The sequence below is a fragment of the Nocardia sp. NPDC052112 genome (assembly GCF_040680135.1).
Lineage (GTDB): Bacteria > Actinomycetota > Actinomycetes > Mycobacteriales > Mycobacteriaceae > Nocardia.
The window spans coordinates 61,285-86,024 of record NZ_JBFAWD010000033.1 but is presented as its reverse complement, the minus strand read 5'-3'; the positions used below and the strand labels follow the sequence as shown (position 1 = coordinate 86,024).

The 24,740-nt window shown below is 66.0% G+C and carries 26 protein-coding genes; 14 read left to right on the top strand and 12 right to left on the bottom strand.

Annotation, left to right across the window (positions count from 1 at the left end; translation table 11 throughout):
- Positions 1-118 precede the first annotated feature (118 nt).
- From AB0L58_RS38380 to AB0L58_RS38370, 3 genes are all read right to left on the bottom strand, one after another.
- On the bottom strand, positions 119-994 hold the full coding sequence (locus AB0L58_RS38380) for a carbohydrate ABC transporter permease (RefSeq protein WP_364395312.1): 876 nt from the start codon (positions 992-994) through the stop codon (positions 119-121).
- Positions 994-1,938 carry a sugar ABC transporter permease gene (locus AB0L58_RS38375; protein WP_364395325.1) on the bottom strand — a complete coding sequence of 315 codons (945 nt, stop codon included), beginning with the start codon at positions 1,936-1,938 and terminating at the stop codon, positions 994-996. Before AB0L58_RS38375 ends, AB0L58_RS38380 begins: the two co-directional genes overlap by 1 nt.
- 122 nt (positions 1,939-2,060) lie before the next feature.
- Positions 2,061-3,362: an ABC transporter substrate-binding protein gene (locus AB0L58_RS38370; protein WP_364395310.1), complete on the bottom strand. Its 1,302-nt coding sequence runs from the start codon at positions 3,360-3,362 to the stop codon at positions 2,061-2,063.
- Positions 3,363-3,532: 170 nt separating this feature from the next.
- Here AB0L58_RS38370 and AB0L58_RS38365 point away from each other — a divergent pair, with 170 nt between their 5' ends.
- On the top strand, positions 3,533-4,375 hold the full coding sequence (locus tag AB0L58_RS38365; protein ID WP_364395308.1) for a DUF2786 domain-containing protein: 843 nt from the start codon (positions 3,533-3,535) through the stop codon (positions 4,373-4,375).
- Between the two features lie 82 nt (positions 4,376-4,457).
- Positions 4,458-4,970 carry a TIGR04338 family metallohydrolase gene (locus AB0L58_RS38360; protein WP_364395306.1) on the top strand — a complete coding sequence of 171 codons (513 nt, stop codon included), beginning with the start codon at positions 4,458-4,460 and terminating at the stop codon, positions 4,968-4,970.
- 255 nt (positions 4,971-5,225) lie between these two features.
- Here the strand turns inward: AB0L58_RS38360 and AB0L58_RS38355 are convergent, their stop codons facing one another.
- Positions 5,226-6,188 (bottom strand): o-succinylbenzoate synthase, encoded by a 963-nt coding sequence (locus AB0L58_RS38355; RefSeq protein ID WP_364395304.1) that lies wholly within the window; start codon positions 6,186-6,188, stop codon positions 5,226-5,228.
- A 385-nt stretch (positions 6,189-6,573) separates the two neighbouring features.
- Here AB0L58_RS38355 and AB0L58_RS38350 point away from each other — a divergent pair, with 385 nt between their 5' ends.
- The gene (locus tag AB0L58_RS38350) at positions 6,574-6,915 is read left to right on the top strand and encodes a hypothetical protein (RefSeq protein WP_364395302.1); all 342 of its coding nucleotides are present in this window, start codon (positions 6,574-6,576) and stop codon (positions 6,913-6,915) included.
- A gap of 46 nt (positions 6,916-6,961) precedes the next feature.
- Here the strand turns inward: AB0L58_RS38350 and AB0L58_RS38345 are convergent, their stop codons facing one another.
- Positions 6,962-8,131: an acetyl-CoA C-acyltransferase gene (locus AB0L58_RS38345; RefSeq protein ID WP_364395300.1), complete on the bottom strand. Its 1,170-nt coding sequence runs from the start codon at positions 8,129-8,131 to the stop codon at positions 6,962-6,964.
- Positions 8,132-8,232: 101 nt separating this feature from the next.
- Between AB0L58_RS38345 and AB0L58_RS38340 the strand changes: the two genes are divergently transcribed.
- A complete protein-coding gene (locus tag AB0L58_RS38340; RefSeq protein WP_364395298.1) occupies positions 8,233-8,742 on the top strand; it encodes a helix-turn-helix domain-containing protein in 510 nt (169 codons plus the stop codon).
- Between the two features lie 188 nt (positions 8,743-8,930).
- Here AB0L58_RS38340 and AB0L58_RS38335 read toward each other — a convergent pair whose 3' ends face one another.
- Both AB0L58_RS38335 and ugpC read right to left on the bottom strand, forming a co-directional pair.
- Complete coding sequence (locus AB0L58_RS38335; protein ID WP_364395296.1) at positions 8,931-9,578, bottom strand: NAD(P)-binding domain-containing protein; 648 nt, start codon at positions 9,576-9,578, stop codon at positions 8,931-8,933.
- Positions 9,579-9,682: 104 nt separating this feature from the next.
- Positions 9,683-10,777 (bottom strand): sn-glycerol-3-phosphate ABC transporter ATP-binding protein UgpC, encoded by a 1,095-nt coding sequence (gene ugpC / locus AB0L58_RS38330; RefSeq protein WP_364395294.1) that lies wholly within the window; start codon positions 10,775-10,777, stop codon positions 9,683-9,685.
- Between the two features lie 378 nt (positions 10,778-11,155).
- Between ugpC and AB0L58_RS38325 the strand changes: the two genes are divergently transcribed.
- The 8 genes from AB0L58_RS38325 to AB0L58_RS38290 all read left to right on the top strand — a co-directional run bounded on the left by AB0L58_RS38325 (position 11,156) and on the right by AB0L58_RS38290 (position 17,585).
- On the top strand, positions 11,156-11,950 hold the full coding sequence (locus tag AB0L58_RS38325; RefSeq protein WP_364395292.1) for an LLM class F420-dependent oxidoreductase: 795 nt from the start codon (positions 11,156-11,158) through the stop codon (positions 11,948-11,950).
- 166 nt (positions 11,951-12,116) lie between these two features.
- On the top strand, positions 12,117-13,907 hold the full coding sequence (locus AB0L58_RS38320) for an ABC transporter substrate-binding protein/permease (protein WP_364395290.1): 1,791 nt from the start codon (positions 12,117-12,119) through the stop codon (positions 13,905-13,907).
- On the top strand, positions 13,907-14,632 hold the full coding sequence (locus AB0L58_RS38315; RefSeq protein ID WP_364395288.1) for an amino acid ABC transporter ATP-binding protein: 726 nt from the start codon (positions 13,907-13,909) through the stop codon (positions 14,630-14,632). Before AB0L58_RS38320 ends, AB0L58_RS38315 begins: the two co-directional genes overlap by 1 nt.
- Positions 14,633-14,730: 98 nt before the next feature.
- Positions 14,731-15,027 carry a hypothetical protein gene (locus tag AB0L58_RS38310; protein ID WP_364395286.1) on the top strand — a complete coding sequence of 99 codons (297 nt, stop codon included), beginning with the start codon at positions 14,731-14,733 and terminating at the stop codon, positions 15,025-15,027.
- Positions 15,028-15,087: 60 nt separating this feature from the next.
- A complete protein-coding gene (locus AB0L58_RS38305; RefSeq protein ID WP_364395284.1) occupies positions 15,088-15,582 on the top strand; it encodes a GNAT family N-acetyltransferase in 495 nt (164 codons plus the stop codon).
- A gap of 176 nt (positions 15,583-15,758) precedes the next feature.
- On the top strand, positions 15,759-16,115 hold the full coding sequence (locus AB0L58_RS38300) for a nuclear transport factor 2 family protein (RefSeq protein ID WP_364395282.1): 357 nt from the start codon (positions 15,759-15,761) through the stop codon (positions 16,113-16,115).
- Between the two features lie 249 nt (positions 16,116-16,364).
- Positions 16,365-16,616, top strand: a complete 252-nt coding sequence (locus AB0L58_RS38295) for a hypothetical protein (RefSeq protein WP_364395280.1) — start codon at positions 16,365-16,367, stop codon at positions 16,614-16,616.
- Between the two features lie 129 nt (positions 16,617-16,745).
- A complete protein-coding gene (locus AB0L58_RS38290) occupies positions 16,746-17,585 on the top strand; it encodes an alpha/beta hydrolase (protein WP_364395278.1) in 840 nt (279 codons plus the stop codon).
- Between the two features lie 4 nt (positions 17,586-17,589).
- Here AB0L58_RS38290 and AB0L58_RS38285 read toward each other — a convergent pair whose 3' ends face one another.
- From AB0L58_RS38285 to AB0L58_RS38270, 4 genes are read right to left on the bottom strand one after another with little or no spacing between them, the layout of a single operon-like run.
- Entirely contained in the window at positions 17,590-18,855 is a 1,266-nt protein-coding gene (locus AB0L58_RS38285; RefSeq protein WP_364395276.1) for a hypothetical protein, read from the bottom strand.
- Entirely contained in the window at positions 18,852-20,384 is a 1,533-nt protein-coding gene (locus tag AB0L58_RS38280; protein WP_364395274.1) for a tetratricopeptide repeat protein, read from the bottom strand. The genes AB0L58_RS38285 and AB0L58_RS38280 overlap by 4 nt, the downstream gene beginning before the upstream one ends.
- Positions 20,384-21,424, bottom strand: coding sequence for a hypothetical protein (locus AB0L58_RS38275; protein WP_364395272.1), 1,041 nt, complete (start codon positions 21,422-21,424; stop codon positions 20,384-20,386). The genes AB0L58_RS38280 and AB0L58_RS38275 overlap by 1 nt, the downstream gene beginning before the upstream one ends.
- Positions 21,424-22,749 carry a hypothetical protein gene (locus AB0L58_RS38270; protein WP_364395323.1) on the bottom strand — a complete coding sequence of 442 codons (1,326 nt, stop codon included), beginning with the start codon at positions 22,747-22,749 and terminating at the stop codon, positions 21,424-21,426. The genes AB0L58_RS38275 and AB0L58_RS38270 overlap by 1 nt, the downstream gene beginning before the upstream one ends.
- A gap of 147 nt (positions 22,750-22,896) precedes the next feature.
- On the opposite strand from AB0L58_RS38270, the gene AB0L58_RS38265 reads away from it, so the two are divergent.
- Both AB0L58_RS38265 and AB0L58_RS38260 read left to right on the top strand, forming a co-directional pair.
- Positions 22,897-23,439, top strand: coding sequence for a lipoprotein LpqH (locus tag AB0L58_RS38265; protein WP_364395270.1), 543 nt, complete (start codon positions 22,897-22,899; stop codon positions 23,437-23,439).
- 88 nt (positions 23,440-23,527) lie between these two features.
- Positions 23,528-24,331, top strand: coding sequence for a hypothetical protein (locus tag AB0L58_RS38260; RefSeq protein ID WP_364395268.1), 804 nt, complete (start codon positions 23,528-23,530; stop codon positions 24,329-24,331).
- 57 nt (positions 24,332-24,388) lie between these two features.
- Here AB0L58_RS38260 and AB0L58_RS38255 read toward each other — a convergent pair whose 3' ends face one another.
- Complete coding sequence (locus tag AB0L58_RS38255; protein WP_364395266.1) at positions 24,389-24,634, bottom strand: hypothetical protein; 246 nt, start codon at positions 24,632-24,634, stop codon at positions 24,389-24,391.
- Positions 24,635-24,740 lie beyond the last annotated feature (106 nt).

The following is a 24,740-nucleotide window of genomic DNA, read 5'->3' as shown; positions in this document are numbered from 1 at the left end:
ACTCGCGCCCGAGTCGTCGAAGCGCATGCGCCGCAGGCGCGAGTCTCGACGGCTCGGACGCGAGACACAAGGGGGCCGCGAACCCGCCGCGCCGCAGGCGCGGCAAAACCAACACAGCCTAGCTCTTCACACCACCCGCGGTGAGACCGGAGATGATGCGGCGCTGGAACAGCAGCACCATGATGACCAGCGGAATCGTGACCATCGTGCCCGCGGCCATGATCGCGGCGTAGGGCTGGACGAGCGGGTTGTTACCGGAGAAGCGCGCGATCGCGACGGTCACCGGTTCGGTCTTATCGCTGGAGAGCAGCCGGGCCAGCAGATATTCGTTAACCGAGGCGATGAATGCCAGGATCGCGGTGGTGAATACCGCCGGCGCGGCCAGCGGCAGCATGACCAGCCGGAATGCCTGCATCTTGGTCGCGCCGTCGATGCGCGCGGCCTCCTCGAGTTCCCACGGCAGCTCGGCGAAAAACGAGGCCAGGATGTAGACGGTCATCGGCAGCACGAACGAGATGTTCGGAATGATCATCGCCTGGTATTCGCCGATCCAGCCGAGGTTGGTGAACAGCTGGAACAGCGGGGTGACCAGCACGACCACCGGGAACATCGACGCGGACAGGATGAGCCCGGAGACCAGGTACTTGCCCTTGAAGGTCAGCCGCGCCAGCGCGTAGGCGGCCAGCACACCGAGTACCAGCGCGACCACCGTGGTCACCGCGCCGATGATGACGCTGTTGAGCAGCGCTTTGCCGAAGTCGTTGCCGCGGCTGGTGTCGAAGGCGTTGCGGAAGTTCTCCAGGGTGACATGGGTGGGCCACGGGGTGTTGTCGAAGGTGTAGTCCGGATCGCGGAATGCGGTGACGGCCATCCAGTAGAACGGGGCCAGACCCCACACCAGCACGATCAGCGCGCCCAGATACAGCCGCACCGAACCGAGGCGTTTGGTCAAAGGCGCCTGTGCCGTGGGCTTTTTGGGGGTCACGGTGGTCATCAGTGCGCCTCCCGCTGTTCTTCCTGGGTCCGGACGGCATTGGCGCCCAAGACCTTTACCAGTAGGAACGCCACCGCGAAGATCAGCAGGAAGGTGATCGTCGACAGTGCCGCCGCGCTATTGGGACCCTGGCGGACCTGTTCGACCACCAGCGCCGAAATCGGGCGGGTGGACGGGTTGCCGAGCGTCATGATCGCGGGCAGGTCGTACAGGCGCAGTCCGTCCATGGTGCGGAACAGCACCGCGACCAGCAGCGCCGGCTTGAGCAGCGGCAATGTGATCTGGGTGAAGCGCTGCCAGGCGGAGGCGCCGTCGACCTTGGCGGCCTCGTACACATCGGCCGGAATCACCTGCAGACCGGCCAGCAGCAGCAATGCCATGAACGGTGTGGTCTTCCAGACATCGGCGGCGATGACCGCGAACCGCGCGGGCCAAGCCTCCGAAGTCCACAGGATGTGGGTGCCGAAGACCCGGTTCACCACGCCGTCGTACTGGAACATGAACTCCCACAGCCGGGCCGTGACCGCGGTCGGAATCGCCCACGGCACCAGCACCGCCGCGCGCAGCAGGGCCCGGCCCTTGAAGGTCTTGCCCATGACCATGGCCATGCCGAGGCCGAGGGTGGCCTCCAGCGTCACCGTGATCACCGTGAAGAACAGCGTCACGCCGATGGCCAGCCAGAACTGTGAGCCCAGATTGCCGGTCGGGCAGGACACCGTCTCGCCGCCCGCCTGGCACTGCTGCAGCAGCCAGTGCGTGTAGTTCGAGAAGCCCGCGCTGCCACCCTCGACGAACATGCCGGTCGACGGATCGAGTCCAGGATCCTTCTGGAACGACATGTACAACGCGCGGAAGACCGGATAGCCGACCACCACCGCAAGGGTGATCAGCACGGGCGTGACGAATAGCCACGCCTTACCGGAACGCCGCAACTCCAACGCCAAGGTGCCACCGAATCCGCGCTGCGTCGGCTGATCGCCGTCGCTCGGCACGCGAGTGGCCGTTCCCGAAGGATCCGACACCGTTTCTCTCTCCTACGGGGTGGTCGGGTCCGCTCTTGTACTCGCTACGATCCGGCTGTCTCGATGCCCTTTTGCATACCGTTGATCGCGTCGTCGACGGACTTGGTTCCGTTCAACGCAGCATAAGCGTTGTCCTGGATGGCCTTCGACACCGCCGGGTAGAACGGGGTGACAGGTCGCGGCACCGCGTTGGCGATCGAATCCTTCAGCGCGGGCAGGTACGGCATCTTCGCGATCAGCGCTGGATCGTCGTACATCGACGCGCGCACCGAGGGCAGCGCACCGGCCGCGACGATGTGCTGGGCGTCCTCGCTGATCAGGTAGCGCAGGAAGTCCAGCGCGGTGGCCTTGTTCTTGGAGAACGCGCTGATGGCCGCGTTGTAGCCACCCAGGGTCGAGGCGCCGACGCCGTTTTCGCCGGGCAGCGGCGCGACGCCGAATTTGTCCTTGACCGAGGAGGATTCCGCACCAGCGTCACCGAAGGTGGAGGGCCAGTTGCGCATGAAGAGCAGCTTGCCGGTGTTGAAGGCGTTGGCGCTCTCGGGCTCCTTGAAGGTGATGGCTTCCTTCGGGATGTCGCCGTTGCGGTAGGCATCGACGAGCACTTTGAGCCCGGCGCGCGCCTGCGGGGTGTTCACGGTCGGGGTCTTGCCGTCCGCGCCGACAAAGGTGCCGCCGTAGGCGTTGATGGCCTCGGCTGCGTTCACCGTCAGACCTTCGTACGGCGCCAGCTGGCCCGCGTAGCAGCCCATGTTGTTCTGCTTGGCGATCGGGCACTGCGCCAGCATCTCGCTCCACGTCTTGGGCGGATTCGGCACCAGATCCTTGCGGTAGAACAGCAAGCCGCCGTTGGTGTTTCGTGGTGCGGCGTAGAGGGTGTTGTTATAGGTGGCGCTGGCGACCGTCGGAGACAGCAGTGCCGAGGTGTCGATGGAGAAGGTGTCCTTCAGCGGCTGGATCCAACCCTTCGCGGCGAATTCCGCGGTCCACGGCACGTCCAGGGCGACCACGTCATAGGTGGACTGCTTGGAGCGCATGTGCTCGACGAGGTCGTCGTACTGCTGTGAGGCGTCGTTGGACTGTTCTTTGAAGGTGACCTGCTCATCCGGGTGCGAGGCGTTCCAGCGTTCGATCAGCTGTTTGACCGCGCCGGTTTCGGTGGTGTCCTTGCCCTCGACATAGGTGATCGGGCCGCGACCGGTGAGGTTCTGGCTGGATGGATTGCCACTGTTATCGCTGGAGCAGGCACTGGTGAACGTCGCCGTGAGCAGCGCAACGGAGGCGGCTGCCAACGCCGCTCGTGGTACGAGCGACGAACGTAGAGACGTCACCTTTTTCAAAGCCATCGCGAACACTCCAAGATCGAGACGTGAGCAGCAGCACACCCGGCAGGTGCACAAGGCAAGATACATGGTTGTTATATGTGACGCAGCGATTGTGCCCGTAACAGGGGTTCGCCGCGGCCGCGTCCGACGTCACCGCCGCGATGTCACAGCCGCTCGTTAGGCTGGCGTCGATGACTTCGCCGAATGCGGTTCCCGACCGGATGCTCACCCGGATCGGTGGGTTGCTGCGCCAAGCCGAATCGACCGATAACGAACACGAGGCCGAGGCGTTTCTGGCCGCGGCCCAGCGGTTGGCGACCAGGTCCTCGATCGACCTCGCGGTTGCCCGCGCGCATATCGCCGGACGTGAGCGCAGGCCGACGCCGGTACAGCGGATGATTCCGATCGGCGAACCCGGCAAGAAGGGGTTGCGCACCTACGTGCAGTTGTTCGTGGCGATCGCGGCCGCCAATGATGTGCGCTGCGATGTTGCGCGCACGTCGACGCAGGTCTACGCGTATGGTTTCGATTCCGATATCGATACTTGCGCGGCCCTCTACGCAAGTCTGCTGGTGCAGATGGTGCGTGCGTCGGATCAGTACATCAAATCCGGACAATATCGTTCGGCCACCGTCGAAAAGATCGTTACGGAGAAACGTTGGGGCCGAAAGGTGCAGCGACACGTGCAGGCGCCGGTTGCGGCAGTTACCGCGCGGCTGAACTTTCAGATGGCATTCGCCGCGCGGATCGGCCGTCGCCTGGCCGAGGTCAAGGCGGAGGTGGAGGCCGAGGTGGTGCCGGAAACCGTTGCGACGAGTACGGCATTGGCCCTGCGCAATAAGGAAATCGAGCTCACCGACTTCTACCAGCGGACCTCCGATGCCCGCGGTACGTGGCGCGGTCCGCAGGCGTCGGCCGGACATTCTGCTGCGGCCCGGCGTGCGGGGGATCGGGCGGGGCGTGCCGCGCGGTTGGGGACTTCGCCCGAACTCGGTGCCGCGCGTGAACAATTGTCGGGCGGTGGGTCGACGTGAAGGTCCCGCGGGATGAACCGATCGGAGTTCTCGGGTGGCACCCCGTCCGAATCGCCGCGTTCGAGCCGACGCGCTGGGTACCGTGAGTGCACGAGATAGCCAGCGCGCCAAGGTGTATGACGCCGAGCAGCTGGTACGGAGGGTTTTCGATCGTGCCGATGAGAACGGTAATCGCACGGTGGAGCTCTATGGTTCACACCTCACGTTGCCGATCGAGCGCCGCTTCGCCTCGGTCGAATCTGTGCAGACCTACACCGATAAGGTCCTGAACCTCAATTGGGTTCGGGCACAATGGGACCGCGCCGCGACTCCCGTCCGAGTCCGCTCCCGCGCCGGAACCGCCGCCGCCCACTATGAGGCCGCGGACGCGGTACTTGCCGTCCCCCTGCACACCGGCGCTACCGCATGGGCCCTGCGCGAACTGGTAATTCTGCACGAACTGGCCCACCACCTCGAGCCCGCCGCCGCGTCGGTGGCTCCCCACGGCCCCGAATTCTGTGGCCGCTACCTGGAACTTGTCGACGGCATTATCGGCCCGGAAGCCGGGCTGGTCCTGCGCTCCAGCATGCTGGGCTGTGGCGTCCGTTTGCGCTGAGGCCGTTGCGTCGCCAGGTCGGGCCATGTCTGTTGCTGTATGCCGGTAGCGGGTTGTTCGGGCAGCAAAACAGCAGCTTAGGAAACTTCCGTGCCCGGCTGGGGTCTGATATCCGGTGCCGCCGAATTCATGCGCTGGGTCCGTGGGCGAAGTACACCGCGTCGGTGTGCTGGGCCGCTACTGGTGGGTCGACATGCCGTTCGGCACCGGCGGAGAGTTCACTGTCCGCTGTTGCGGACTGCTCCCGCGTGGCGGTCACCGCGGTGGGGGCAGGGCGCGGACTCGGGTCAGGCGGTCTTCCCACCAGCGGGTTCGTGCTGGGTCGGGGTGGCGGTAGTGCTCCAGGAGGGTCGGGTCGGGTGTGGGCGGAGTTTTCGGGACCGGCATGAAGCCGTCGACCGGGCGCAGTGATTCGGGTACGAGGTCGCCCTCGAAGAGGGACAAAGTGCCGAGGCCGCAGGCGAATTCGAGCTCCGGGATGGCACCGGCTAGGGCGAGTTGGGCGGCCATGCCGACGCTGGTTTCCAGCGCGGAGGAGACCACGCACGGCAGTCCCGCGGCCGCGGCGACCTGGAGCGCACGGCGGACACCGCCCAAAGGGGTGCATTTGAGTACCGCGATATCTGCGGCACCGGCCACTGCGACGCGCAGGGGATCCTCGGCGCGGCGGATGGATTCGTCGGCGGCGATTCGGACATCGACACGGCGGCGCACCGCGGCCAGCTCCTCGATGGTGCGGCACGGTTGCTCGACGTACTCCAAACCGCCTGCGGCACGGTCGATCTGCTTGATGTGGGCGACGGCGGTTTCGACATCCCAGACCGCATTGGCATCGACGCGTACCGATCCGTTCGCCCCCAGCGCATCCCGGACCGCCTCGACCCGGGCCAAATCCTCGCCCAGCGAATCGGGGTGATCGGCAATCTTCACCTTCGCGGTGCGGCATCCGGACCCGGTCACGATCGCATGTGCCCGCGCCGGATCGACAGCGGGCACGGTGCAATTGATCGGAATCAATTCACGCACCGGCTCCGGCCACCCCACCGTCACCTGCTCCATCGCGGTCGCCAGCCAGCCGGCGGCCTCCCGATCCTCGTACTCGGGAAACGGGCAGAACTCCCCCCAGCCGAGCGGGCCCCTGATCAGCATCCCCTCGCGCACCGTGATGCCGCGGAACCGAGTCCGCATCGGAATGGCGTAGACGAAGGTTTCGGTCATCACCCTGCAGCCTAGCGAGCCAGCTGTCGCCGCCGCCCGGTACGCCTGCCGCCGCTGGCAAGTCCGCCGGGGTCGACGAATTCGTTGGCGCACCGAGTTGGACCGTGCCACCAGCTCCCGTTGGGCGTCGGGTGTGGCCGGCGGGCCATCGGATTGACGGATCGGCCGTCCGCGGAGTTGGGCCGGGTGCGCGTGCGAGGCTGCGCCGGTGCGGTGCGGTGCGGTGCGGTGCGGTGCGGTGCGGTGCGGTGCGGTGCGGTGCGGTGCGGTGCGGTGCGGTGCGGTGCGTGGAGCGTCAGTGAGGGGTCGTCGTTGCGCGTGCGTGTCGCGCCCGAGCAGAGCGCACCGGGATGTGCGAGCACGATCGACCGGTCATGCTGGGGGTGTGGGGTCGACTCGGTGGAAGCTGCGGCTGGCGAACGGGGTCCGGGTGGTGCTCGGGTCGGTGTTCGCGGTCGGGTTCGGCTGGCTGGTGGCCGCTTTCGTGCCGTTGTACGAATTTCTCGGGCGTGACGCGGATCCCGATGGGGGTGTGCGCTATCTGCCGGTCGCGTATTGCGTTGCGTGGGTCGGGATTGCGCTTTCGGCAGTCGCGGTCGGCATCATGGTGGTCGAGAAGATCCGCGATCGACGCCGAATCGCATGGACGCCATTGGTGGCGGTGCCATTGATCGCCGAGTCGTGGTTGCTCGGCTTTCTGATTGCGGTGGTGCTGGTTTCGATCTGAGTGCCGCGGTACCGATCCCGGATCGGTACCGCGGCACCGGCTGGACTCAGAGCCGTTCGATAATAGTGGCGTTGGCCAAACCGCCTGCCTCACACATGGTTTGCAGACCGTAGCGGGCACCGCGCTCCTGCATGGCGTGCACCAGCGTGGTCATCAGACGCGCGCCGGAAGCGCCGAGCGGATGACCGATGGCGATGGCGCCGCCGTTCACATTCACCCGCGACATATCCGCACCGGTATCGTGCGCCCAGGCCAGCACCACCGGCGAGAACGCCTCATTGATCTCGACCAGATCGATATCGGAGAGCTGCAGCCCGGCGCGCTGCAATACCTTTTGCGTCGCCGGGATGACGGCGGTCAGCATGAGCAGCGGATCGTCACCGGCCACCGCGAAGCTGTGCAGCCGGGCCAGCGGCTTCAGCCCGAGTTCCGTGGCGCGTTCGCTGGTCATGATCAGCACCGCGGCGCTGCCGTCGCTGACCTGGCTCGCGGTCGCGGCCGTGATCTGCCAGCCGATTTCCGGGAAGCGCGCGGCCATGGCCGCGTCGTAGTAGGCGGGACGCAGTTTGCCGAGGGTTTCCAGGGTGCTGCCGACCCGGATGCCCTCATCGGTTTCCAGTCCGGCGATGGGCGCGAGCTGACCGGCGAACGAGCCGTTCTTCGTTGCCAGCGCCGCCTTCTCGTGGCTGCCCAGGGCGAATTCGTCGAGCTGGTTGCGGGTCAGCCCCCAGCGGGCCGCGATGAGTTCGGCGCTGATGCCCTGGGACACCAGCCCTTCGGGATAACGCTCGGCGAAGCCGACACCGGAGAAATCTTCGGATCCGATCATGTTTGCGCCCATGGGAATTCGTCCCATGGACTCGACACCCGCCGCGACCACGATGTCGTACGCACCGGCGATCACGCCCTGTGCGGCGAAGTGGATGGCCTGCTGGCTGCTGCCGCACTGGCGATCGACCGTGGTCGCCGGTACCGATTCCGGATAGCCCGCGGCCAGTGCCGCGCGCCGCGTCATATTGGCACCCTGTTCGCCGATCTGGGTGACTATGCCGCCGATCACATCGTCGATGAGTACCGGATCGATGCCGCTGCGGTCGACGACCGCGCGCAGGCTGTGCGCGAGCAGGTCCACCGCGTTGACGTTGTGCAATGCCCCGTTCGGCTTCCCCTTGCCGATCGGCGTGCGTACCGCTTCGACAATCACCGCGTCTCTCATGGTGGTTCCTTTCGAACCGCGAGCCGAGCTTCTCCGCCTGGCTCTAGTGGCTTATAGTCAGATTAACGTCTGGATATATCCGACTCAAGTCAGCTGACGCTATGATGTTCGTCATGGCAGCCGTGATGGAAGGACCGTTGGCCGATCTGAGCGCGTGGAAACCCACGGAATGCTCGATCGCGAAGGCGATGGACCTCATCGGAACCCGCTCGGCGATCCTGATCCTGCGCGAGGCCTACTACGGCACCACCCGCTTCGACGGCTTCGCGGCGCGCGTCGGCATTACCGACGCGGCGGCCTCCGGCCAGCTCCGTCGGCTCACCGAGGCGGGTCTACTCACCAAACGGCCGTACCAGGAAGCGGGCAAGCGCACTCGACACGAGTACGTGCTCACGGATATGGGCCGCGACCTGCTGCCCGCAGTGCTCGCTCTGATGCAATGGGGCGATACCTACCTGCAGTCGGGGCCCGCGCCGCTACTGCTGGTCGAGGAGTCGAGTGGCGCGCCGGTTCGGGTCCAGGTCCGCAGCGAAAAGGGACGTGAGATCGATTTGGAAGAACTCGGGGTCAAGCTCAACCCCGACTTTGTACGTGCCCGGTCGGCGAAGTGATTGTGCCGAAGTCGCCCGACCGTTTGCCTCGGCCGATCGGCCTGCAGCGCCGACCCGCGCCGATGTCGCAGCACTGACCCGCGTTGGTGCCCTATCCACAGTGCCGCGCTGGCGCTGTAGCGCTGACTTGCGTTGGTGTCGTACCGCTGACCCGGCTGGTGTCGTGCCGCTGACCCGCGCGGGTCGGCTCAACCGGTGACCACGGCGTAGTTGATGTCCTCGGTGCCGAACTTGTTGTAGAGGTGAACCCACAGCAGGACAAGAGGTTCGGTGCTGCGGGCGGTTACGACGCCGCCGAGGTCGATGATCTGCGCGTCGATCCAGCCGAAGGATTTGAGCAGGTCGGCGACATCGGATTTGGCCGACTCGTCATCGCCGCTGAGAAAGACATTGTGCCGACCCGGAATTCGGGACGGGTCGACCATGAGCTGATTGTTCATGGTGTTGAGGGTTTTCACCACGCGCGCGTCCGGGAAGGCCTGCTGGATCTGCTCGGCGACGCTGCCCGCCTCGGGGGTGGCCAGTTTCGGTGGGAATCCGGCGGAGAAATCCAGTGCGTTCGACACGTCCACAATGACCTTCCCGCTCAGATTCGCCGCACCCGCCGCACTGAGCGCCGCCAGCGACGCGGTGCCGGACGTCGCATTGATCACCAGTTCGGCATCGGCCGCGGCATCGGCGAAAGTGCCATGGGCGCCACCGGTTTCGCTCGCCCATTCGGTCGCCGCCGCATTATCTGCGGTGCGCGAGCCGAGCGTCACCGCATGCCCGAGTTCGACCAGCTTGCTCGCGAGCCTGCGTCCCACCTGCCCGGTACCGAGCACCGCTATCTTCATTACCGCTCCTCGCGCCGGTCGTCTTCCGCCCGTCGAGTTTACGAACAGCGGTTGTGCGGCGCCCTATATTCGGCGCTCAGCGAAATCGGTACCGGGCACCGGTCTCAGGACAGGCGACGACCGTCGACGGCGGAGAAGAAGTAGGTGTGTTCCGGTATGACCGACAGCGGCACCCGGGTGCCCTTCTCCGGCGGGTTGCGCCAGTCCGCCCGCGCCACAATGGATTCGCCCGCGCCGTTCGTCGCGCCCTCGGCAATCGTGCGGCCGTAGATGTAGGCGTCCGAGCCCAGCTCCTCCACGACATCGACTTCCATCTGGATGCCCGACTTGTCCGGCGCCGCACCGATCTCCAGGTGCTCGGGCCGAACGCCGACCACCACCGAACCCTCGGCGCCATCCGCGACCGACCGCGGCACCGGCAGGGTGGCACCGCCGAGTTCCACCGCACCGTCGGCGACCGGCAGGGTGAACAGATTCATCGCGGGCGAACCCATGAATCCGGCGACGAAGACATTCGCCGGATCCCGGTACAGATCGCGCGGTGTCGCGCACTGCTGCAGCAACCCGTCCTTGAGCACCGCGACCCGATCGCCCATGGTCATCGCCTCGACCTGATCGTGCGTGACGTACACGGTGGTGGTGCCGAGACGACGCTGCAACTGGGCGATCTGCGTGCGGGTCTGCACCCGCAGCTTGGCGTCCAGATTCGACAGTGGCTCGTCCATCAGGAATACCTGCGGCTGGCGCACGATCGCCCGGCCCATCGCGACACGCTGACGCTGACCGCCGGACAGCGCCTTCGGCTTGCGGTCCAGATACGGCTCGAGGTCGAGCAGTTCGGCCGCCTCCAGCACCCGCCGCTCCTTCTCCGCCTTGGCGACCTTGGCGAGTTTGAGTGCGAAGCCCATATTCTCCGCGACCGTCATATGCGGGTAGAGCGCATAGTTCTGGAACACCATGGCGATATCGCGTTCCTTGGGTTCGGCATGCGTGACGTCGTTGTCGCCGATCAGAATGCGCCCGTCGTCGACATCCTCGAGTCCGGCGAGCATTCGCAGCGAGGTCGACTTACCGCAGCCGGACGGACCGACCAGAACGAGGAATTCCCCGTCGGCGATCTCCAGATTCAGCTTGTCGACGGCGGGCTTGGACGAGCCGGGGTAGAGCCGGGTCGCACTATCGAAGGTCACGGTGGCCATGCCAAATCACATCCCATCACCGGCAGGAACGTGCCGGACGATCCGAGTAAGGGTTGACCGGCGATACTACTGGATCTGCTCGATTCGTGCTCGAAGTGCTCGAGTTCGCGCGCATGCTGGAATGGATGCCGGATCGGCGCAGCCCGTAGTTGTCGGACCGTGCCGAGCGCGGTCGGGCAAGCACCGAGCCCATAAGGGTCCATTGCCGGATATTGCCGGTGATAACGCAAACCAGCGGTTGATGGCGGTAGATCTCCCGTGCGAAGCAGCAGCGATGGCGGGCACGCGATGTGCTCGAGTTCGCGCAACGAATCCCGAAGAGCGATCGCGCCGGTAGCCTCGATCGGGGAACCAGATCGAGCGACGAGGAGCAGGCTCATGACGCGACCGGTTCGAATCGGTGTACAGCTACAGCCCCAGCACGCCTCCGACTACGGACTCCTGCGCGACGCCGTACTGCGCGCGGAGGACGCGGGCGTCGATATCGCCTTCAACTGGGATCACTTCTATCCGCTGACCGGCGACCCCAACGGTGCGCATTTCGAATGCTGGACCATGCTCGGCGCCTGGGCCGAGCAGACCGAGCGGATCGAGATCGGCGCGCTGGTCACCGGCGGCGGTTACCGCAATCCCGACCTGCTCGCCGATATGGCGCGCACGGTGGACCACATCAGCGCCGGCCGACTCATTCTCGGCATCGGCGCCGGGTGGTTCCAGCGGGACTACGACGCGTACGGCTACGAATTCGGCACGGCGGGAAGCCGACTCGCGCTACTGAAGGCGAATATGGCTCTGCTCGCCGCCCGGCTGAAGAAGCTGAATCCACAGCCCACCCGTGATATCCCGATCCTGATCGGCGGCGGTGGCGAGAAGAAGACGCTGCGGCTGGTCGCGGAGTATGCCGATATCTGGCACACCTTCGCCGACCTGGACGCGATCGCGCACAAGAACAAGGTGCTCACCGACCACTGCGCGGATGTCGGCACCGATCAGGCGAAGATCGAGCGTTCGGTGCAATGGCCGGGTGCGGAGCGGGCGTCGACGTTCGTCGAGGCCGGGGTGAGTCTGTTCACCATCGGTGTGAGCGGTCCCGAATTCGACCTGAGCGAGGTCGAGCGGGCAGTCCGTTGGCGTGATGAAGTCAATCCGGAGCCGGTCCGCGGGCTGGCCTGATCCTGGTCGGGTTCGAATCACCGTGATCCGAACTCCGGGATAGGGCCGTGTCGCCGCATCCGCGCACGCCCGGCGGCCGGACGCCCGGACAGCGAGGTGTGGCCCACTACGCACCCCGCGGGGTAGCTGCGGATTAGCGACCTATCGGCCGCTAGGGTTGCTATTCATGGCTGGTCTGCCCGCTGTGCGGTCTCGTGCGTTGATCGCCGTGCTCCTGCTCGCCGTCGGCCTCGCCGCCACGGCCTGCGGTTCCGGCGACAATTCGTCCGATCGAAATCAATGCACGCCGCCCGGATTGAGCGCGGCCTCGGCCGCACCGACGAGCCTGGGCTCGGCGGCCTCGGCGGGTGCGGACAAGTACACCACCGCGAGCACGCTGCCGGTGTCGGCGATCGATACCGGCAAGCTGCGGCTCATCACGCCGGGCAAGCTCACCGTCGGCACACTCTCGGATGCACCGCCGAGCATCTGCCTGAACTCGGCGGGCACGTTCACCGGCTTCGACAATGAGCTGCTGCGGGCGATCGGTGCGAAACTCGGTCTCCAGGTGGAGTTCTCGGGCACCGAATTCGCACCGTTGCTCTCGCAGGTCTCCGGTGGTCGGTTCGATGTCGGTTCGTCGAATATCACCACCACCGCGGAGCGGCGCGAACGCGTCGGATTCACCAATGGTTACGACTTCGGCTACTTCTCGCTCGTTGTCCCGAATGGCAGTGCCATCAAGGGCTTTTCGGAGCTGGGGCGGGGTACCCGGATCGCGGTCGTGCAGGGCACGGTGCAGGACGATTACGTGGTCAACCAGCTGCATCTGGATCCGGTGAAGTTTCCGGACTACGCCACCGCGTACGCGAATCTGAAGTCCGGTCAGGTCGATGCCTGGGTCGCACCGTCGGCGCAGGCCGAGGGGCAGGTGAAGTCGGGGGACGGCACCACGATCATCCAGAACACCTTCAGTCTGGACAATTTCGTCGGCTATGCGGTCGCCAAGAACAACCAGCCGCTGATCGACGCGCTCAACAGCGGTCTCGACGCCGTGATAGCCGATGGCACCTACGCGAGGCTCTACGCCGACTGGGTGCCGAGGCAGTTGCCGCCAGGGTGGAAGCCCGGCTCGAAAGCCGCACCTGCACCGCAACTTCCGGACTTCGCCGTCATCGCCGCCGAGAAGAAGACCACCGACAGCGGGCAGAGCGCGCCGAAATCGACGGTGCAGCAGTTGCGGGAGACGTTCTTCGACTGGTCGCTGTACCGCAAGGCGTTTCCCGATCTGTTCGAGACCGGTTTGCCGAATACCCTTATTCTGGCGCTGGTTTCGGGTGTTCTCGGCACTATCCTCGGCATGCTGCTCGCGGTCGCGGGTATTTCCCGGACGCGCTGGCTGCGTTGGCCCGCCCGGGTCTACACCGATATCTTCCGCGGCCTGCCCGCGGTGGTGATCATCCTGATCATCGGCCTCGGCATCGGTCCCGTCGTGCGCAATATCACCGGCAACAATCCGTATTGGCTCGGTGCGATCGCGCTGGCTTTGCTGGCCTCGGCCTATATCGGCGAGATCTTCCGCTCCGGCATCCAATCCGTGGAGGCGGGGCAGCTGGAGGCCGCGCGTGCCATCGGCTTCGGATACCGCCAGGCCATGACGCTGGTGGTGATTCCACAGGGCGTGCGCCGGGTGCTGCCCGCGCTGATGAACCAATTCATCGCGCTGATCAAGGATTCGTCGCTGATCTACTTCCTCGGACTGCTCGCGACCCAGCGCGAACTGTTCGCGGTCGGGCGAGACCTCAACGCGCAGACCGGAAATCTCTCCCCACTGGTCGCCGCCGGTCTGGTCTACCTGCTGCTGACCATCCCGCTCACGCACCTGGTGAACTACATCGACCATCGGATGCGCACCGGCCGACCCGACCAGCCCATCGACCAGGTCGAGGCGGCCACGATCACGGAAGGGCGCGGATAGTGAGTGCTTCTCTCACCGGAACCGGTCTGCATCTGACGCTGGGCCACAACCATGTGCTGCGCGGTGTCGATATCCATGTCGATGCGGGTAAGACCACCACCGTCATCGGGCCGTCCGGCTCCGGCAAGTCGACGCTGCTGCGCGTGCTGAACCGCCTGCACGAACCGGACGATGGTGATGTGCTGCTGGATGGCAAGTCGGTGCTCACCGAGGATCCCGACAGGCTGCGCCAGCGCATCGGCATGGTGTTCCAGCACTTCAATCTGTTCCCGCACAAAACGGTCGCGGAGAATGTGGCGCTCGGGCCGCGCAAGCTGCGCGGACTGTCCAAGGATGCGGCCCGCGCGCTGGCCGTCGAGCAGCTCGAGGTGGTCGGCCTGGCCGATAAGGCCGATTCGCGGCCGGCGAATCTGTCCGGTGGGCAGCAGCAGCGGGTGGCGATCGCCCGCGCGCTCGCCATGCAGCCGGAGATCATGTTCTTCGACGAGGCCACCTCGGCGCTGGATCCGGAGTTGGTGAAGGGCATTCTCGCGCTGATGGCCGATCTGGCTACCCAGGGGATGTCGATGATCGTGGTGACCCACGAAATGGGTTTCGCGCGCAGCGTCTCCGACAGCGTGCTGTTCATGGATGCTGGTCAGGTGGTCGAAACCGGTACACCCGACGCCCTGTTCGACAACCCGCAGACGCCGCGGCTGCAGCGGTTCCTCTCCCAGGTTCTGTGACCTGCAGCACACTGCTAGTAAACTCGATAGATGCGCACCTGTTAATGTGTCGTCGCGCTCGGCGCCATACGTCCGGCAATGGGAAACGAGGAGGTCCGATGACCACAGCGCATCACGAGCACACCGAACACCAGCACACCCATGGCCCCGGCTGCGGCCACACCGAGGTCCCGCACGGTGACCACACCGACTACGCCCACGACGGCCACCTGCACCGCGAACACAACGGCCACTGGGACGAATGCGAACCCGCCGCCCACACCGAACACGCGGGCCACGACCACACCCATGGCCCCGGTTGCGGCCATGAAGCCGTCCAACACGGCGACCACGTCGACTACCTGCACGACGGCCACCACCACGCGGCCCACAACGGCCACTACGACGAGCACTGACGTCACCGCCGACCCGAAAATTACTCGCCCCGGGTTGCCGATACGGGTAGAGATGGCGGGATGGGGAGTTACCCTTCGCGGGTTCATGTGCGCCTGCTGACGCCCGAGGACTGGGCGGCATTTCGAAACGTTCGACTGCGTGCCCTCGCCGATGCGCCGGCGGCCTTCGGGGCGACGCTGGAGCAGGCGCGGAGTAGGTCCGATCAGGATTGGTCGGACCTACTGGCACAGCGCGCGCAGTTCGTGGCGAGTGTCGACGGCATCGACGTGGGGACCGCTGCCGGACACGATGATCCCGAACGACCTGGGGCGCACCTGATTTCGATGTGGGTTGCCGGAAGGTCGAGGGGAACCGGGATTTCCGATCGTCTGGTGCGGTCGGTCATCGACTGGGCGGTCGATGCCGGGCATCGCAAGGTGTGGCTGGAGGTCGCCGAGGGCAACGCGGCGGCCGAGCGGTTGTATCTGCGGCACGGGTTCGTGCGGACCGGGGTGCACGGGGTGGTCGCGCCTGACGATCCACGGCCGGAATTCGAGATGCTGTTGAACCTGTGAGGCGCGGCCGCGGTGCGCGGCGTCTCGACGCGACAATGCCGATCGGACCGCATACGTATAGGTCGGCGAAAAGTACTGATAGATGACTGATTCGGTACCCCTAGGTCTGCCCATAACGTAGTTCCTGTCAGCAAGAACGACAGCGAAACCGCAGATCAGAAGCCTAGGAGGCCATCATGAACGAGCTCGTCGCGCAGTACCTGGAAGTCTGGAACACCACCGACGCCGCTGCCCGCAAGGCCGGCATCGAGGCCGTGTTCACCCCCGATGCCAGCTACATCGACCCGCTGGCCGCGGTCGCCGGACACGATCAACTGGATGCGGCCATCGCCGGTGTCCAGGCCCAGTTCCCGGGTTGGGTGTTCACCCTCGCCGGACCGGTCGATGCCCACCACGACCAGGTGCGCTTCACCTGGGAGCTCGGGCCCGCCGGCGCACCCGCCGTCGTGATCGGCTTCGATGTCGCGGTCGTCGAGGACGGGCGCATCGCCAACGTCTACGGCTTCCTCGACAAGGTTCCGGCTGCCGCCTGACCCGCCCTGCCGCAGCCACCGTGCTCCGGTGGCGGCGGCCCCCAGTCATCCAAAATCGTTACCCCAGAAGGAAATGCCAGTCATGACGACCACCGCCCCCACCTACCTGTCCACCCTGCTCGCCCCGGCCAGAACCTGCTGCGCACCTCGCTGCGGCTGGACGCGGTCATCACCACCGTCAACGGCCTTGCCTACCTGGCACTTTCGGGTCCGCTGGAATCACTGCTCGGACTGGACAGCAAGATCGGCATGCCGGTCGGAATCTTCTTGACCCTCTACGGGATCGGTGTCGCCCTGGTCGGCATGGCCAAGACCATCAATGCCAAGGCCGCCGCCGTGGTCGCCGCCGGTAATGCCGCCTGGGTCGTGGTCAGTCTGGCCGCCCTCGTCGAGGGCGCACTCGAGCTGAATCCGGTCGGCTCGATCTGGACGGTCATGCAGGCCGCCACCGTCGGCGGTTTCGCGGCCCTGCAGTACCTCGGCATCCGCAAGGCCCGCTGAATATTGGCGCCAATCGACCAACTCCGCGAAACGCGGCATCGGCTGTACTTACCCACCCCGCCGGCTGCCGTCGCCCTTGCCGATACCGCGTTCGGCGTTTGGTCGGTGGCTGCCTCTAGAGTCGAGGCCGTGCTCGAGGCAACCAAGATCCCGACCGAATCCGGCACCTTCGACGCCCTGACCAGCGGCGAACCGGGTGGTCGTGAAGTCGTGCTGTTGCACGGCTTCCCGGAGTCGGCCATCGCTTGGGAGTTCCAGATGACCGCCCTCGGCGGTGGCGGCTGCCATGTCATCGCACCCGATCAGCGCGGTTATTCGTCAGCGGTGCGCCCCGACCGGGTCGCCGACTATCGCGTCGAGGAGTTGGTCGCCGATGTCATCGCCATCGCCGACCAATTGGGTTGGCAGCGTTTCGATCTCGTCGGGCACGATTTGGGCGCGCACGTCGCCTGGGCCGTAGCGGCCGACCACCCGGCCCGAATTCGAACCATGACCGCGGTATCGCAGCCGCACCCTGCCGCGTTCGCACAGGCCATGACCGAGGACGAGGACCAGGCCCAGCGCGCCCGACACTTCACCTACTTCCGCCAGCCCCGCACCCCCGAGCGCGCCCTCCTCGCCGATGATGCCGCTGCCCTCCGCAAGATCTTCGACTGGAAGATTCCCGAAGAGCGCATCGACGACTACATCCACCGCCTCACCCGACCCGATGCCCTCACCGCGGCCCTCAACTGGTATCGAGCGTTCCCACTCGCCGGTCCGACCGCCGCCATCACCGTTCCGACCTGTTACGTCTGGGGCACCGAAGACACCACCATCGGCTCCACTGCCGCCTTGGCGACCGCAGGCCATGTCAACGCCCCCTACCGCTTCGAGATGCTCGAGGACGTCTCGCACTGGATCCCCGAAGAAGCCCCCGAAGCCCTTACCCGCCTCATCATGGAACACCTGCTCGCCCATCGCGCCTAGCCGGTCAGGTGCGAACGGTGGCGAAGGCGGACCAGAGCAGGGGAGAGTGCTCGATGGCGTGGGTGGTGCGCCAGGCCGTGAGGCGGGTTCGCTGCCAGGCGGCGAGTGCGGTTACCGGATCCGGGTGTTCGTGAGCGGCATCGATGGCGCAGATGGCGTCTTGGAGGGGATGGGCGTCGAGGGGTGCACCGGCGAGGCGCTGGAAGGCGAGGTCGGTGGGGAGCGCCCACCGGCTGGCGGTGACGAGTTCGGCACCGCCGTTGATCATGGCGGCGACCAGGCCCAGCGCCTCGCTGAAGCGCATATCGCCCCCGCTTTCGCAGGCGATCAGGGCGACTCGGCTCGGCATGGGCCAGAGCTGTGGTCCGGCAGCGGGTTCGGTGGTCAGAGTGTGGGTGCCGAGCAATAGGTCCTTGGCCGAAAGCGGGCGGTGGGCCCGGATGGGGGTAGCGAAGCCGATGGATTCGGCATCGCAGGCCAGATGCAGTTCGGAGGCTTCGCTCTGGCCGGATTCGGGGGCCGCCGCGGTCACATGTCCCACATAGGTCAGGCGGCTGGCACCACCGCGTAGCGCTCGGCTCAACCAGTTTCGATCGATATCCGTGCGGCGGAATGCCTCGATCGGATCGTCGACCGCGGGAAGTAGGCGGCCCTGTGCCGAATATTCGGCAACCCGCTGGGCGAGTGGGGCCTCGGGGGTCATGCGGCCGAGAACGGATCCGAGCGCGGATTCGGCGCGAAAGCCGGGGACGCGCGGATCGAGGACGGCGACCACCGGAAGTGCACCCGTCTCGGACCAAGTACGCGCCGTCCGGTCCGGACCGTGCACAATGCTGGCGGGGGCGAGCAGACTGATATCGGCGATATCCACCAGGCGCAGCTCCGGATCGGGAGCGATGATCTCCCAGGGGATCTGAGCTACCCGTGGTGAGGGTTGCAGCCGAATATGTGCGCGTACACCGCGCACGTGCAGGTCGTACAACTGCGCCGCGAAACCATAGGGCAGTAAGGCGCGGGAAAGCGACTGCGCGACAAGATATTCCGCATCGTAGGAGGCAAAGGCGCCGGTGGTCATGGCCCGTTCGAGGCTGCCGGGCACCGCCGGATGCGGCAGCGCCCGCGCGAACCGCTCGACGGCGTCGGTGATCGCATCCCCGGGCAGCATGCTCGCGCCTTGGGCGTAGTCGTCGCGCAACCAGCGCCACGACATATACAGATCACCCGCATCCGCCATCCGCACAATGACGGTCGGCTGTTCCGCGATGGTCATGCGGGCAGTACCCGGCGGTCCCGCACCGGATGGCCGTATCGCCGATCGGCTGCCTCGATGTAGGCACCCAGTGCGATATGGCCGTCCGGTGCGACGGCCAGCCGCGGCGGCGGCGCCACCGGCAGCCCGGCGCTCGCCGCGACCGCCGCCAGCGCCGTGCCCAGCTGCGGTGCCGACCCACTCTGCGGACCGGTTCCGACCTGCACAGTGGGTTGTGCCGCCACCGGTGGATCGAATAATTCGAGTGGCAGCCGCGGTGGTGCGCCGACCGTCGATCTGGTGTTATCCAATGTTGTACCCGCGCATTGTGTTTCGATGAGATCCGCGATCAGCGGACCATTGCCGGACAGAAAGGCGAACCGGAATGCCAAGCGCATCGCCGGATCGGCGATCTGGCGGTTCCATTTCTCGCGTTGGTTGCCATTGGGCAGCGTGTACCGCACGGCATCGATGGCAAGCGCCGACGGCACCGCGAGATCGATTGCCCGCCCCAATAGCTCGGGATTCGGCATTTCGGTCGCCTCGATCACCGACTCCAGCAGCGCGGCATGCCAGAAATCGATGTGGGCACAGTGCAATCCGAGACCACGTTCGGCATAGGTCGCGAATGCCTCGCCGATGAGGGATTCGCCCTCGTCGTATTGTCCGTTCGAATAGGCGACGGTCGCCAGGCGCACGCGCACATCGGCGGCATCGAGCACCGCACCGGATTCGTCGAAATAGTCCAGACTGCGGCGATAGAGCCGATGCGCCGCAGCGGTGTTGCCGCGGCCCTCCGCCAGAAACCCCATGGTTTTGCGCCCGACGCCCGCGCGATATCCGAGTCCGGCGCGTTCGAAGTACTCCTGGCTGGACCGCAGCGGCGGTTCCGCCTCGTCGAACCGATCCAACCTGACGTACATGACGGCCAGATTCTGTTCCGTCTCGGCGACCGCATTGCGATCACCGGCCGCGTCGAAGGCCGCCAGCGCCTGGCCCATGAAGTCGACGGCGAGTTCGCGCCGTCCGGTCTCGAAGTAGATCCCGCCGAGCGTCGAGAGCGGATGCCCAGCCAGCTGCGGTGCGAAGCGCACTGCCGCATCCAATGATTCGGTGGCGAGCTCGATGGCATACGCCCAGCTCTGGCGATGGAATGCCACCGCGGTCAGCGAGAGCAGACAGGCCACCCGCTGCATACTTTCGTCATTGTGTTCGGTGAGCAGCGTCCGCGCCTGTTCCAGCGCCTCCTGTGCGCCGTCGAGATCGCCGACATGCTGCAGTGCCTGGGACAGGTTGATCAGTGCGGCGGGCCGCTTTTCGATCGCGTCCGCGGGCATTTCCGCGAGCGCCGCGCGGAACAAGACGATCGCCCCGGCATGATCGCCGAGTTCATCGCACATGCTCGCGGCATTGACCAGCGCGCTGACGCGCAGGCCATCCGTGCTGGTCCTGGCGATATCCTCGAACAGCCGCCTGGCCTCGGCAATATCGCCGCGCTGATAGGCGGCCGCGCCTTCGGCGAGCAATTCGCGACCGTCATCGGCTGCCATCAGAAGTCCGAATCCGATGCGGCGGCGGCGATTTCGGCGAGCAGCGGTGCATCGACCGCGTCGTCGGCGGTGCCGGCCCGATGCAACCGCGCGGTCGCGAGCTCACGAATCTGTCGCCGGATCTCGGGACCACCCAGCTCGGGTGCGCCGGGCGCCCCGACACCAGGCACATAGACATCCACCGTCGAAATGGCATCCGACGGCGTGGTGGTCGCACCGGTCCACAGCTCGCCGACCAGATCCAGCTCGGCCTCGGCGGTGCCGACGGGTGTGGTGATGACGGCGCGCGGGCGCAGATGTGCCGGTGCGGCCGAGCCCAATTGGGGCGCCGCTACCGCGGTGACGTGGACGGTCGTAGTTCCCGAACTACGGGTCGATTCCCAGGTCACCGCCCGTTCGGACGCGTCGATGAGGCCGGGCGGGCAGCGTCGCCAATCCCAACCGCTCGTGCCACGCGCCAGTGACAGTGCCCCGGCCGGCCGATCGGCCCCGCCACCAGCGGCCAGCGCGTAATCCGCTGCGCGAGTGGACGCTGCGACCGTAGCGACGACATCCGCCGACTCGTCGTCCGCGGTTGGCTCATCGTCACCGAAAAGTGGTTCGCACTGCGTGCGTAGCGTCGTGATCTCCTGGTCCAGCAGCCGATCGTCGAGCGCAGTGATGCCATCGATCGTCGACGCGGGCCACCATCGCGCCGCCCAATACGCGAACCCGAGCCGCCAGGCAGCCGCCACCAGATCCGGCACCACGGGTTCGGCCACATCGGTGAATTCGGTGGCGCCGCTCTCGGTATCGGCGATGGCAACGGCGATCCGTTCGCCGTACACAGCCCACAACCAGTCCTGGGCGAGTTCGACATCATCGACCACCGCGGCCGGAATCGTCTGTCCGGCGAGCAGACTCCAGGACAGATGACCGCCGAGCACCTCGAGCACCAGCACATCTATCGCCGCGGCACCGTCCAACACCGTCGGCGCCCCGTCGGGTGCGATGATCCAGATCCCATCCCCGCCCGGTTCGATCCGCACGGTCGTACTCATCAGCTCGCCCTCGATTCCGCCGGATCCGGCTCGGTGACAAGGGAACGCGCACTCAGCGCCTGTTTGACCCGCATGCGATGGTCCAGCATGACCGAGCGCGCCACCCCGTCGAGCAGATCCCACAGCTCGTCCGGCTCGTACACGCGGAACTCCCGGACATCACGGCCGTGCAGGCGAACCCACAGCCGCCGCAGATAGGGCCGCCACGGCGTGCGCAGTTCGGCGGCGATGGCCGCCAGTGGGCCGCTCGGCATTTCGATATCGGTGCGCACCGCGAGCCGTCGCGCCTGCAGGACGTAGGCCTCCCGCTGCCAGCGGCCATTGATCACCCGATGCGCCGCCGTCTCGGTTGACCGGGTAGTGCTCGCAGGCGAAGCGGCCGCGATCGGCCGCAACCCGAGCGCCAGCACGGCCCCGGCCGTCGCCGCGACCCGCAGCGATTCGTCCAAAAGTGCCCAGGGCGAGCAACTTCGGGCGATCTCCGTGGTCACCAATTCCGGAATGGGTGGCAGTTCGGCCCGTTCACCGGACGCTTGCAGCACGGTGAATACGCGCTCGTAGATGGTGCGATCGAAGGGCAGCCCGAGACTGGCCTTCGACGCCGACGAACCGAGCGCGGGTGGCCGCGGAACCGGCACCGCGGTCAGCCCGAGCTGATGTGCCGTCGGCTCGAAGGTGCGTTCCCAGAGTCGGATTCCCCCGTGCGTCCCGGCATGGGTGGCAACCAGCTGATCGAATGTCGGCTGCCCATCGGCGGTTCGACCGTCGCGAGCCGCGGCCGCATCCAGCAGCGTCGCGAACAGTTCGGCGTGATCCCCGGTCGGTCCGCCCACCGGACGTCGTCCCCACGCGACATCGATCAGCGACGCGAGTTCGGCAGTCCGCGCACCCGCGGTGATGTACTCCTTGAGCACCTGTGTCGTACGCCCCGCCGCGAATTCGTGGACATCGCGCAGTGTCGCCTCGGCGGTTGTCCGGTCCCGGTCCGGATCCGGCATACCCGATGTGGTGGCGAGTTCGAAGGCGCGCTGGAAATACAGATCCTGCGGATTGCCCTCGGTGATCCGCAGCGCCCGCCGGACCTGTTTGAGCAGAGAAAACCACGCCGCCGTCGCGCGCAGCACATCGGCGGCGGCATGGATTCGGGTGGCGAGCAGAACCGCGCCGTCCGCGGTGAGGATCGGGCCCGCGCACAGCGGATGCTGCACGGGCCGGATGACGAGTGGATCCAGGATCAGCTTGACCGTCCGTCGCAGCGGACCACCGTGGGGTCCACTGAGCGGTTCGACGCCCTCGAGTCGGCGCCAAACCTCGTCCAGCACCATCGCGCGCGGCCGTCGCATTCGACCAGGCTAACGGAACTTTGCTCGTTTCAGACTCCGAAAAACCTGGGATCGGTAGGGCGGTTCCGATTCCTACCTTTCTCGTATCGGCCCAACACCGGAGCCGAACGAAGCAAAGGAACAACAATCATGAACACCAAGCCGGTCCGCATCTCCGCCGCCGCTCTCACCGCCTCGGCCGTCGCCCTCGCCCTCTTCGTCACCGGATGCAGTGACGATTCGGGCAGCTCGTCGACCACGTCGGCGAAGCCGGGAACCTCGGCCGCCCCGGCACCGGCATCGGGCAAGTCGACCGCCTCGGTCGACGGCAAGGCGCTCGACGGCAAGTTCGAGACCGTCTGCGCCAAGCAGGGCGGCACCCTGGCCCTCACGCTCAGCGATACCAATAACGCCACTTACGGCACCCTGAGCGTCAGCGCCTCCATCACCGGCACCGACAACGTCCAGGCCGTCGCGGTCGCGGGCAGCAAGGGCGGCACCAACGGCATGCCCTATGCCCTCGGCTTCGGCAATGGCATGCCCGGCGGTTCGGCCAAGGTCGTCAAGGACGGCAACACCTACAAGGTCACCGGTGAGGGCGTCGGCGCGCCCGATCTCACCAATCCGACCGCGAGCCCGAAGAACTCGAAATTCGATATCACCTTCGCCTGCTCGACCGTGGTCGGCGGCTGATCCCCACGACCAGCCCGTTCACGCCCCTCGAGACAAGGGGCGTGAACGGGGCGAGTGAACCGAACCGTTTCGAACACAAGGGAACACCATGAAAACCATCGCCCGCTCGCTCGCCGCCGCCTTCTTCGTTCTCTCGATCGGCTACTACCTCTGGCACGGCCTCACCTACACCGGTTACGGCCCTTTCGACGATGGCACGCTCGCCTGGGTCGGGCCGCAGATGGCGTTGCCGATCATCGCGCTGACCATTGTCCCGATCGTCTTCGCATGCACCGGCGAGGGCATCATGGCGGCCTTCACCGGGAACAACAGCTCGGCCTTCCGCAATGGTCTTGTCGGTATCGGCACCATAAAGTCGTTCCGGCAGACCGGACTCACCGTCAATGATCAGCCGCAGATCCGCATCGACTTCAGCGTCGAGGGCGTCGACGGCACGATCTTCGACTCGCACGCCAAAATGATCGTTCCGCTCACCGAACTCGCCCTGCTGCAGCCCGGTGTCGTACTGCCGGTGCGCTATCTGCCCGATCGCACCGATAAGGTCGAGGTCGACCGGTCCGGCGACATGTCGGCAGCTCAGCGTGCCATGAATGAATCCATGATCCGAAAGGGCTTCACCACCAAGGCCGAACTCGATATCGCCGAGCGCGGCATTACCGCTCAGGCCGTCGTGCGATCGCTTTCGGTTCCCGGCGAAATTCGCAACGGGCACTCCAAGATCGAGCTCGGCCTGGTCGTAACCCGGCCCGACGGAACGACTTTCAGCACCAGCGTGGACAAGTTCTTGCCGCCCACCAGCGTGTCCCGGGTACAGGTCGGTCGCGTTCTCCAGGTGCACTATCTGCCGGAGAACGAACAAGAGGTTGTGATCGCACTGCAAGTCAATGCCTAGCCCGGCGCCGAATGTCGCTCCCGCTCCCCAGGAACGGGAGCGGTATTTGTTTGCGCGTCAGAAGACGCGGTGGCTGAAGAAGCTGTGATGGCAGGTGGGACGCTTGCAGAGCGCACCACCGCCCGGGATGAAGCCGACACAGGTCGGGTGGGTACACCGGTTGCAGCCGCCATCGCCTTCTTCGCCCATATGTTCGTGGTCGGCGACTACGGCGCGGGCCTCGGCCACCGCGCCCGCGAGAATCGAATCGACATAGTCCAGCGCCTGCGAGGTGAGCTGGGTCTTTCCTCCGGACAAAGTCATCGCACTACTCCTGACTCGGTACTCATGTCCTTGGTTTCGATCCTCCTCCTGGGAGGGGAGTCGCACATGAGTAGCGAGCTACGTGACGCAACCGAAATCTTTAGTA